Here is a 9,485-nt window from a genome sequence, read left to right as displayed (position 1 = left end):
CCGGCCGAGCGGGGAGCGCGCCGCGAACGCGTCGACGAAGGGCGCCGGCTGTCCGTTCTCGATCCCGTGGGGTGTCAGCGTGTTGACGCGGACGCCGCTCCGACCCCAGTAGGTCGCGAGGTACCGCGTGAGGTTGAGGAGCGCGGACTTCGAGACGGAGTACGCGACAGGCTTGAAGAACGTCTCCCCCGCCTCACGGCGGAAGTCGTAGAGGCCCTGGTCCGGCGAGAGCAGCCCGTAGACCGAGCCCACGTTCACGATCGATCCGCGACCCTCCCGCGCCATCGCGCCGCCGACCACCTGACAAGGCACGACGACGCCGAGGACGTTGACGTGAACGACCCGCTCGAGCGAGTCGAGCGGGACGTCCTCGAACGGCCCGACCTCGGCCGCCTGGGCGTCTGGCGGCGAGTCGATCGCCGCGGCGTTCACGAGCAGGTCGGGAACGCCCCAATCGACCTCGACGAGCGCGAGCGCCGCCTCGACCTGCCCTCGGTCGGTCACATCGCACTCGCGCACGCGAATCGTCCCGTCGTCGAGGGCCGTTCGGAGGCCGGCCGCACCGGCGCGCGGCTCCGTCTCGACGTCGAGGATCGCGACGCGCATCCCTCGAGCCGCGAGCGCGACGGCGAGCTCGGCCCCGAGCTGCCCCATCCCGCCCGTGACGACGGCGACACGGCCGGCGAGGTCGAACAGGTGGTCGCTCACGACGCCGTCGTGGACGCCGCTTCGGCCACGCCGTCCGTGACGGCGGCCGAGACGTCGACGGCGCGGATCGGCTCGTCCTCGGAGAGCGGGCGAACCAGCGTCTGCCCGAGCAGCTCGTCGAGCGCGTAGGGCGGCAGGCCTCCCTCCGCGGGCGACTTTGCGACCAGGTCTCCCGTATCGAGAACGTGACCGAGCGGGAGATCGCGGGACGCGACGAGCTGCTTGCCCATCTTCTGGAGCGGCTTCGCCTCGCTCGCGAGCGGCCGCTTGACGCCGTCGCCGACCGCGAGGGGAACGCGCCGCAGGTCGCGCACGAGCTTCCGCATGCCCTCGGGCATCAGCGAGAACGCGTGGTCGGTGCCCTTCGCCGTGTGGCTCGAAGTGAAGTGCTTCTCGATCACCCGCGCGCCGAGCATGTACGCGACGGGGGCCATCGCGATCCCGTCCTGGTGGTCGGAGAGACCGACGACGAGCTCGGGGTAGCGCTCCCGGTACGTCGTGATGACGCCGAGCTCGAGCTCCTCGACCGCGGCCGGGTACGCGGCCGTGCACTGGAGCAGGCAGAGCTGCGGGTTGATCGCCGTGACGGTCTCGACGGCACGGTCGACATCCTCGAGCGTTGCGCCACCGGTCGAGACGATCAGCGGTTTGCCGAACGACGCGACGTGACGGAGGAGCGGCGTGTTGCGGAGGTCGCCCGAGGCGATCTTGTACGCGGGAAGGTCGAGCTCCTCGAGCAGGTCGGCGCTCGCCTCGTCGAAGGCCGTCGCGAAGAAGACGAGCCCGAGCTCACGGGCGCAGGCCTGCAGCTCCGCGTACGAGGCTGCGTCGAGCTCGAGCGCCTCGCGATGCGCCCCGTAGGTCGCGCCGAAGCTGTTCTCGTTGTCGTACGGGGTGTCATAGAGCTTCCGGGTGAAGAGGCTCCGGTTGTCGCGCTTCTGGAGCTTGACGGCGTCGACGCCGCACTGCTTCGCGAGCACGAAGAGCTCCTGTGCCCGCTCGACGCTCCCCTGATGGTTGTGGCCGATCTCCGCGATCACGAAGCAGTCGCTGTCGTCGGCGATCCGCCGCCCGTCGATGACCAGCTCGCGCACCGCGCGATCGTACCCCTCAGGTCCGCGACGGCCGGTGCCGACACTGTGCTGGTGCGCTCCGAGGCCACGGATAAGGTGCCGCCCGTGGCGGACACGCTGTCGATCCTGATGCCCGTCTACAACGAGCTGGCGACGGTCGAGCGCGCGATCGAGGACGCGCTCTCGGCGGAGCTGCCCGTCGAGGCCCGACAGCTGGTCCTGATCGACGACGGCTCGCGTGACGGGACGCGCGAGCTGCTCACGAGCACCACGTGGCCGGAAAACGTGACGCTCGTCCTCCACGACAGGAACCGCGGGAAGGGCGCGGCTCTCCAGACGGGGCTCCAGCACGCGACGGGCATCTGGTCCGCGGTCCTCGACGCCGATCTCGAGTACCGGGCCTCCGACCTCGGGCCGCTGCTCCAGCCGCTGCTCACGGGTGAGGCGCGCGTGGTGTTCGGCACCCGCTCGTGGGCGAGTCATTCGTCGTACAGCTTCTGGTACGTGATGGGCAACAAGGGCGTCACGTTCGCGACGAACCTGATCTACAACTGCTGGATCTCGGACGTCATGACCTGTCACAAGGCGATGTCGACCGAGCTGTTCCGCTCGCTCCGCCTGCGGGAACGTGGGTTCTCCATCGAGCCGGAGATCGCGGCACGCGTCCTGCGCTCCGGCGAGCGGATCTACGAGGTGCCCATCTCCTACACCGCTCGCTCGCGGGAGGAGGGCAAGAAGCTGACCGCGCTCGACGGCGTCCGGGTGCTCAGGACGCTCCTGCGCTGCCGCGCGGACTGACCGCGTCCGTGAGCGCCTCGCGCAGGCGCGCCGCGCTCACGTCCCGGCTCAGCGTGGCCACGGCGCGCTGCCTTGCAGCCGTGCCGAGCGTGAGCCGACGACCGCGGTCCGCGAGGAGGCCCTCCATCGCCGTCCGCAGAGCGGTCACGTCATCGGGAGGCACGAGGACGCCGGTGATGCCGTCCTCGACGGCGTCGAGAAGGCCGCCGACCGCCGACGCGACGACAGGCCGGCCGTACGCCATCGCCTCGCGTGCCGCGACGCCGTACCCCTCGCGGCGTGACGGGACGACGACCATCGCCGCCCGCTCGTACCACGGGCCGAGCGCATGCGGCGGGACGAAGCCGACCGCCTGGGGGAAGAGCGAGCGCAGCGGGCCGTCCCCGACGACGACGAGCGGGAGGCCGTCCGCCGCCCGGGCGAGCTCGCGCACGCCCTTCTCCTCGGAGAGCCGCCCGACGTAGAGCACGTGCGGCGGGTCCTCCGGCTCGCCCACGACGTCGGGGATCGCGATGCCGCTCGGGATCACTCGAACGTCATGCGCACCGAGGCCGTGGGCGTCGTCCGCAAGGGCGTTCGAGGCGCAGACGACGACTTGCGCCCGCCGTACGAGCCACCCGGCGAGCGGCCGCACGCGCCGAGCGAGCGCGACGTCCGAGCCCCAGAGCTGGAGCACGATCGGCTTTCCCGTCGCGATCGCCGGAAGGGCCGACGGCAGCCAGTGGGCGTGCACGACGTCGGCGTCGCGGCTCGCCCGGCGGCCGGCCAGGGCGAACGAGAGCAGGAACAGCGGCACGAGCAGCAGCTTCCACGGTGCGCGCCGGAGGTTGTTGACGATCCCGTCCCCGTAGGCGATCCCGTAGTGACGAAAGCTCGCGGGCGAGACGATGCGCACCTCGACGCCCGCTTCCCGGAGCGCCTCGACGGCATCGCGCACGAAGTTCCCCGCCACGTCGTCCGCGTCGCGCGGGTACGACGTCGTGAGGACGCAGACCTTCACTCGCGGTCGGCCAGGTGGTGCGCGACCGCGGCCGGGGCGGCGATCGCGAGCAGCGCGAGCACGTAGAAGTAGTAGAAGGACATCGTCAGGTAGAAGACGTTCGAGACCATCGTCGAGACGAGCGCCGCCGCGAGCCCCCACCCCAGAGGACGGATGCGCGCCGCGAGCGGGTCGCCGGCAGCGGCGAGTGCACGGCCCATGCGACGCGTCAGGCCCGCCCGGCGGAAGAGGTAGACGATGAACGCGGCGAAGACGAGCGTCCCGACGAGCCCGTACTCGACGAACGACGCCACGTAGAACGAGTGCGGGCCGAAGTTCGTCTTCCCGGTCTGGAACTCGTAGTAGACCGAGAACGTGTTGAGGCCGAGGCCGAAGAGCGGGTTCTGCGAGAGGACGTCGGGGATGAAGGAGTAGACGATGAAGTGCGTGTCGGCGCCCCGCCCCTCGGTCGAGAGCCGCGAGCTGAGCACCTGCTCGAAAAAGTTCGCGCGCCGTGAGACGAAGACGAGAAGCCCAGCGAGGAGCAGCCCGAACGGGACGAGGAACATCGGCCGGAGCAGCAGCCGGCGGTACGGCACGGCGAGGACGAGGAACCCGCATCCGAGACCGAGCAGGCCGCTGCGCGACAGCGTGGCCAGGTCGACGATCGTGAGGAAGGCGAGCAGCAGTGCGAGCGGCACGCGGTACCGGTGGCCCCGCTCGAGCCTGAGGTAGAGCGGCAGCAGCAGGACGATCGCAGCGGCGATCTCGATTCCGAGGTGGTTCGGGTCGCCCGTGAGAGCGTTCACGCGGTACACGAAGGACCCCTCGATCGCGCCGAAGATGTTGATCTTGCTCGCGCCGCCGGTGATCGGCTGGAGCCATGCCTCGTCGAGGTTGCCGCCGGTGGTCTCGGCAACGGCGAGCTGCGCGAGGCCGTACGCGCCGTTCGCCGCGATGCCGCCGACGAACGCAGCGAGCGTGAGCCAGTAGAAGCGCAACCCACGTCGCGCGATCAGCGCGACGCCCGCGATCAGGAAGAGGAAGTGGAGGAGGAACTTGATCATCCCCTTCGCCCACTGCGCGAGCGACTCGGCCGTCTCGAGGTTGAACCACCCGATCAGGTACACGAGAAGGAAGGCGGCGAAGAAGGCCATCGTCACGACGGCAGCCCGCGGCATCGTCCCGTCGAAGCGCTCGAGGCGGTGGACGAGGAACGCGACGAGGAACACCGCCGTCACGACGTCCGAGAACGACATCGTGCCCGCCACCTCCCACTGGAGCTTCGCGAACGTGACGGTGAACACCGTCGCGAAGAACAGGCCCTCGACGAACGGTGCGCGATCCACGGCCACGCGTGGACGGTCGACGGCGATCGCGGTCACGGAGGCGAATCGTAGGGATCGAGTTCTCAGCCGGGCCGCTCGATCTCGAGCTCCGCGTCGAGCCCCGCACCGCGCGCCTCCGCGCGAGAGCTCGCGCCCTGCTCGTACGACTCGATGCCCGTGTACACGACTTTCCACCGCAGGCAGCCGTCCGCCTGCACCTGGGCGTCGACGTAACCGACGCCCCTGACCTGCTCGAGGAGCCGGTTCGCCTCCGCAGGCGTGTCGCGCCGGCCGAAGACGAGGTCGAGGTCGCCCGACTCTCCGGGCTTCGCGACATGGACGCAGTCGTCGGGGGAGGGAAACTTCGCGCCGCCCCCTGCGAGGACGAGCGCGGGGTAGCCCAGGAGCGGCACGGCGACGATCGCCGCGGCCGCGAGGCGGGCCTTCGATCGCGTCACGGGGGCTCCTCCGTCCGACTTCGCCACACCGACGTGAGTAGCAGAGGCATGGTCACGGCCGCGAGCAGCACGAGGGCTCCTGTGTAGCGCACGATCGGGTTGACCGACTCGTTCGCGGTTATCGGGATGTCACGGTACGAGTAGGTCACCCAGGCGCCACCGAGGAAAACGAGCCCGAGCAAGGCCGCGACGAAGGCGCCGAGTCGCCGGTCGCCCCAGACGAGGGCGGCGCCGACTGCGATGAGCGCGACGACGGGCACGACCGACCAGAGCGTCGTATCGAAGAACGCGTCGGCCGAGAGCCGCAGCGAATCGAGGACCCGGTCGAGGGAGCCGCCGAGAACCGCGTCGGAGGGCGCCTCGCCGCCGAGCCCGTGGCTCCGGTACCAGAGCCGCCACGGGATCGCGGCGACCGCGACGAGCGCCCCGACCGCGACGAGGGAAGGCCAGGCGACTCGGCGACGACCGAACGACGCAGCCAGCGCGACGACGAGGGCAGCGGCGGCAAACAGGAGGCCCTCGCGCTTCGTCACGCTCGCACCCGCGAACACCGCGGCGGCGCCGGCGAGGCGCCAGCCGCGTCCGTCTCGGACCCAGAGGGCGACGAGGAGAGCGCCGACGACGAAGAAGATGTCGACGAGCACGTCCGCCTGCGGGACGAGCAGGTGCGAGGCCACGCGCGGAACGGTGAGGACGAGGAGGAGCGCCGGCCAGAGAAGCCATGCGGACACGTGCCGGTAGAGAAGGCCCGCAATCGCCGCGACCGCGCCGAGGACGAAGAACCAGAACTGCAGATGGAACGTGATCGTGTCGGCGCCGCCCATCGCGTGGAAGGAAGCCGCATCGAGGATCGGGACGAGGGGCGGGTACGTGGGCCCCGGGAAGGTCGTGAAGACCTGCTCGTCCAGCCCTCCGAAGAAGTAGATCGCCTTCCCCTTCGGCACCCAGAACGCCCATGCGTCGTAGGCCTGCAGGCCCTGCAGGCGGGCCGAGCGGAAGAGCGCTTCGAGGAGCAGCCCGGACAGCGAGACGCCGGCCGCGGTCACGAGCACCGCGAAGGGCGACGCGTGCCGCTCGGGGTCGCCGAACCCCCGCGGGCGCTGCCGACCGAGAAGCACGGCCGCGAAGGCCGCAGCGGCGGTGCCGCAGGCGAGGGAGAGCACGACTCCCCACCCACCGAGCGGCACGCCGACGACCAGGAGCTGCGTCCAGACCACCCCGAACGCCGCGACGCCGAGGAGGTAGCCAAGGCCCGCGAGGCGGAGGACGTCCGTCCAGCGCGGCAACCCGCGGATCGCCCAGAGAAGCGCGACGCCCAGCACCGCGTACGCCCCGTTCAGCGCGGCGAGACCGAGGATCGCACGCACGGTCACGACTCCCGCCGCAGCACAGAGAGGCCGTCCTCGCCTTCCCAGACTGCGTCCGCGCCGGGGTAGTCGTTGCGGTCGCAGCCGACGCACACGATCCAGCGGGCTTCGGGATCGAGCCGGCGTGGGAGGAGGAACGAGCGTAGGAAGAGGTCGGCCCCGTTGGCCGTGAGATCCGTCCAACCTGGCTGCGGCGGGCCCACCGCGACCGCGAAGCTCTCGTCGGGCGGGATCAGGCCGCGGGCCTCGACGAGCAGCGCCTGGTCGGGGAACACGGAGTTTCCAGCGCCGACTGCGCGGTCGACCTGATCGAGCGCCGCGTTCGCGCGGGCGGTCTCGTTCGCATCGTGGAACGCGTCCGGGTACCGCACCGCGAGCGCGACGAGAAGGACCGCGGCGCAGAACAAGACTACGAGCCGTCGCGTGGCGATGCCGGCCGAGAACCATCGTCGAAACACGTCGTCGATCGGCGGAGGCTAGACGAAGGACCCGTCGAGGCCGGGATCGTCGTGCCTGACGGTCGTATCCTGTCTCCTTGGCTCCGCCTCGGTCGGACCGGGTCGCTCCCATCCGAAGGCCGCTCGGCCGCGTCGATCCGCGGACGAAGTGGCCCCATGGGCTCGTCAGGCTCGGGGTGGTCGCGTGGCTCGCCGTCACGGTCGCGCTGGGGCTCGTCTACTTCGTGCGAGCCGTGGATCGGCTCGGCGACGAGGCGAGCAAGAACGCCGCGGCGAACTATGACGACCGCGCGTTCGGCGGCGGCAACTCCCTCGGCGTCGACAAGCAGGCGCTGACCGAGGCACGCGGGTGGATTCCGGACAGTGCGAGCTACCGCCTGCTCGTGCCGACGGACGCAGCGGATCTCCGGAACTTCGTTCGATACTTCCTGATGCCGCGACGTCCGGATCCGGACGCCTCCTGGGTGCTCTGCTACGGCTGTGATCTCGCGGGCCTCGGCAGCCGGCTCGAGGTGGTCTGGAAGAACGACGCCGGGATCACGGTGGGTCGGCTGTCCGGATGACCGTGCGCGCCCTGCTCGGACTTGCGATCGGGAACGCGGTCGTGCTGACGACGGGCGCCTGTCTGCTCTGGGGCGTGCGCGGGCTCCGGTCGTGGGTGGAGCTTGCGCGGCTCGCGGGGCTCGCCTACATGATCGGCGTCGTAGCTCTGGGGGTTGCGCTCTCGATCGAGCTGGTCCTCGGGGTGCCGTTCGGGACGCCGACGATCGCGCTCACGTGCCTCGGGCTGATCGTCGCGGGCCTCGTCCTTGGACGGAGACTGGGGCGCGGACGCGTGCCGCTCCGCGGAGGAGGCTCGGACGGGCTCGGCCTCGTCGCGGCGGCGTATGGCGCCCTCGTGGTCGTGTACGCCGAGGCGCTCTTCAGGGCAGGGCGTCTGGCGGCACTGTCGAACTACGACGGCTGGGCTTTCTGGATCCCCAAGGCCCAGGCCATCTACTTCCGCGGCGGGCTCGACGAGCGGTTCTTCCGCGACCTCCCGAACCCGACCTATCCGCCGCTCGTGCCGTCGCTCGAAGCTGCGGCTTTCCACGCGATGGGCTCGCCCGACGTCGTCACGTTGCACGTCCAGTTCTGGTTCTTCCTCACGGGCTTCGTCGCGGCCGTCGCGGGTCTGCTCGCACCGCGTGTCCACACGGCGCTGCTCTGGCCGGTTCTGCTGCTCGTGCTCGTCGCCCCGCGTGTCGTCGCGCGCGCCCTCGAACCGCAGGCCGACTTCCTCCTCGACTACCTCTTCGCGCTGGCCGCGTTGCTGGTCGCTCTCTGGCTCGTCGAGCGGCAGACGTGGACCCTGTGTACCGCATCCCTGTTCCTCGCCGGCGCGATGCTGACGAAACGGGAGGGCCAGCTGCTCGCGGCATGCGTCGTGCTCGGCGCCCTTGCGGCCTCATGGGGCACGCGTCGTGCGGCGTGGCCACGAATCGTCCTCGCTGGGGGCTGCGCCCTCGCCCTCGCCCTGCCCTGGCGAATCTGGTTTACCGCGCGCAACCTGTCGGGCGAGCTGCCGACCAGCGGGTTTCTCGGCCTGTTCCGGCATCTCGACCGCCCATGGCCGGCCGTGGAGTCGGTCGTGCGCATTCTTGTCGACTTCGAGCTGTGGCTCCTCGTGCCTCCCCTCGCGACGATTGCCGTCCTTCTCGCGTTCGCGGGCGGGGCACGGGTGCTGCCCACCTATGCAGCTCTCGTCTACGGCCTTTCCGCAGCGGGCTTCGTATGGGTGCTCTGGTCCTTCACCGAGCTCGAGCTTCCGTTCGTGCAGGACGAGGGCGTGAATCCGATCGTGCGCCTGTGCAACTCCCTGGTCATGCTGTCCGCCGGGCTCGTGCCGTTGCTTCTGGACGCGGCCTGGCGCGGCGGAGACGGTACCGAGCGGCAACGCTGACACCACGCCGCGCTCGGTCGCTAGGACGCCGCAACCTCTCGAAGGAGCGCGGCCATCTCCTCGACGCGCGTCCGCCGGGAGAGACGGTCGCGCCATTCCGGCGAGAGCTCGACGTCCGGGAGCCCGTCGTCGCGCCACCGTGCGTGAAGCTCCGCGAGGGCGGTGCCGATCGCGCCCGGGTCGTCCGGCGAGGCCACGACGCCGGCGCCCGTCTCGCGGATCAGCTCCGCCGCGGCGCCGTCGGGCGGGACGGCCGCCAGGATCGGCCGGCCGACCGCGACGTACTCGAAGACCTTTCCCGAGAGGACGCCCTTCCCGCGGCCGCCCGCCTCGGGGATCAGCAGGAGGAGCGCCTCGGAGTCGCGCTGGAGCGC

General features: G+C 70.8%; 10 protein-coding genes and 1 pseudogene. 3 read left to right on the top strand and 8 right to left on the bottom strand.

Annotated features, from left to right (window positions below; translation table 11 throughout):
• Positions 1-708, bottom strand: a 708-nt coding sequence (locus tag VNM44_RS16550) for an SDR family NAD(P)-dependent oxidoreductase (RefSeq protein ID WP_325627330.1), incomplete at its 3' end; no start/stop codon positions are given.
• Complete coding sequence (locus VNM44_RS16545; protein WP_325627328.1) at positions 705-1,802, bottom strand: N-acetylneuraminate synthase family protein; 1,098 nt, start codon at positions 1,800-1,802, stop codon at positions 705-707. The genes VNM44_RS16550 and VNM44_RS16545, both read right to left, overlap by 4 nt.
• 108 nt (positions 1,803-1,910) lie before the next feature.
• Here VNM44_RS16545 and VNM44_RS16540 point away from each other — a divergent pair, with 108 nt between their 5' ends.
• Positions 1,911-2,579 (top strand): glycosyltransferase family 2 protein, encoded by a 669-nt coding sequence (locus tag VNM44_RS16540; protein WP_414652993.1) that lies wholly within the window; start codon positions 1,911-1,913, stop codon positions 2,577-2,579.
• On the opposite strand, the gene VNM44_RS16535 is transcribed toward VNM44_RS16540, so the two are convergent.
• The 5 genes from VNM44_RS16535 to VNM44_RS16515 are packed head-to-tail and all read right to left on the bottom strand — an operon-like array spanning position 2,548 to position 7,118.
• Positions 2,548-3,579, bottom strand: coding sequence for a glycosyltransferase family 4 protein (locus VNM44_RS16535; protein ID WP_325627324.1), 1,032 nt, complete (start codon positions 3,577-3,579; stop codon positions 2,548-2,550). The two genes, VNM44_RS16540 and VNM44_RS16535, sit on opposite strands and share 32 nt — an antisense overlap.
• Entirely contained in the window at positions 3,576-4,943 is a 1,368-nt protein-coding gene (locus VNM44_RS16530; RefSeq protein ID WP_325627322.1) for an O-antigen ligase family protein, read from the bottom strand. The genes VNM44_RS16535 and VNM44_RS16530 overlap by 4 nt, the downstream gene beginning before the upstream one ends.
• Before the next feature lie 26 nt (positions 4,944-4,969).
• Positions 4,970-5,344: a hypothetical protein gene (locus VNM44_RS16525; RefSeq protein ID WP_325627320.1), complete on the bottom strand. Its 375-nt coding sequence runs from the start codon at positions 5,342-5,344 to the stop codon at positions 4,970-4,972.
• The gene (locus tag VNM44_RS16520; protein ID WP_325627318.1) at positions 5,341-6,717 is read right to left on the bottom strand and encodes a hypothetical protein; all 1,377 of its coding nucleotides are present in this window, start codon (positions 6,715-6,717) and stop codon (positions 5,341-5,343) included. The genes VNM44_RS16525 and VNM44_RS16520 overlap by 4 nt, the downstream gene beginning before the upstream one ends.
• Positions 6,714-7,118: a hypothetical protein gene (locus VNM44_RS16515; protein WP_325627316.1), complete on the bottom strand. Its 405-nt coding sequence runs from the start codon at positions 7,116-7,118 to the stop codon at positions 6,714-6,716. The genes VNM44_RS16520 and VNM44_RS16515 overlap by 4 nt, the downstream gene beginning before the upstream one ends.
• A 128-nt stretch (positions 7,119-7,246) precedes the next feature.
• Here VNM44_RS16515 and VNM44_RS16510 point away from each other — a divergent pair, with 128 nt between their 5' ends.
• Together VNM44_RS16510 and VNM44_RS16505 are read left to right on the top strand one after the other, a co-directional pair.
• Complete coding sequence (locus VNM44_RS16510; protein WP_325627314.1) at positions 7,247-7,732, top strand: hypothetical protein; 486 nt, start codon at positions 7,247-7,249, stop codon at positions 7,730-7,732.
• Positions 7,729-9,111, top strand: a complete 1,383-nt coding sequence (locus VNM44_RS16505; protein ID WP_325627312.1) for a hypothetical protein — start codon at positions 7,729-7,731, stop codon at positions 9,109-9,111. Before VNM44_RS16510 ends, VNM44_RS16505 begins: the two co-directional genes overlap by 4 nt.
• Before the next feature lie 20 nt (positions 9,112-9,131).
• Here the strand turns inward: VNM44_RS16505 and VNM44_RS16500 are convergent.
• Positions 9,132-9,485 (bottom strand): annotated as a pseudogene (locus VNM44_RS16500) (glycosyl transferase); the annotation flags it as partial.

It is taken from the genome of Gaiella sp., assembly GCF_035558935.1.
Classification (GTDB): domain Bacteria; phylum Actinomycetota; class Thermoleophilia; order Gaiellales; family Gaiellaceae; genus Gaiella.
Note: the sequence above shows the minus strand (reverse complement) of the source record. Positions and strands in the feature narration are given on the sequence as shown.

Coding starts and splice junctions, on each gene's coding strand:
- VNM44_RS16540 (WP_414652993.1), top strand. CDS start 1,911: ATGCCCGTCTACAACGAGCTGGCGACGGTCGAGCGCGCGATCGAGGAC.
- VNM44_RS16505 (WP_325627312.1), top strand. CDS start 7,729: ATGACCGTGCGCGCCCTGCTCGGACTTGCGATCGGGAACGCGGTCGTG.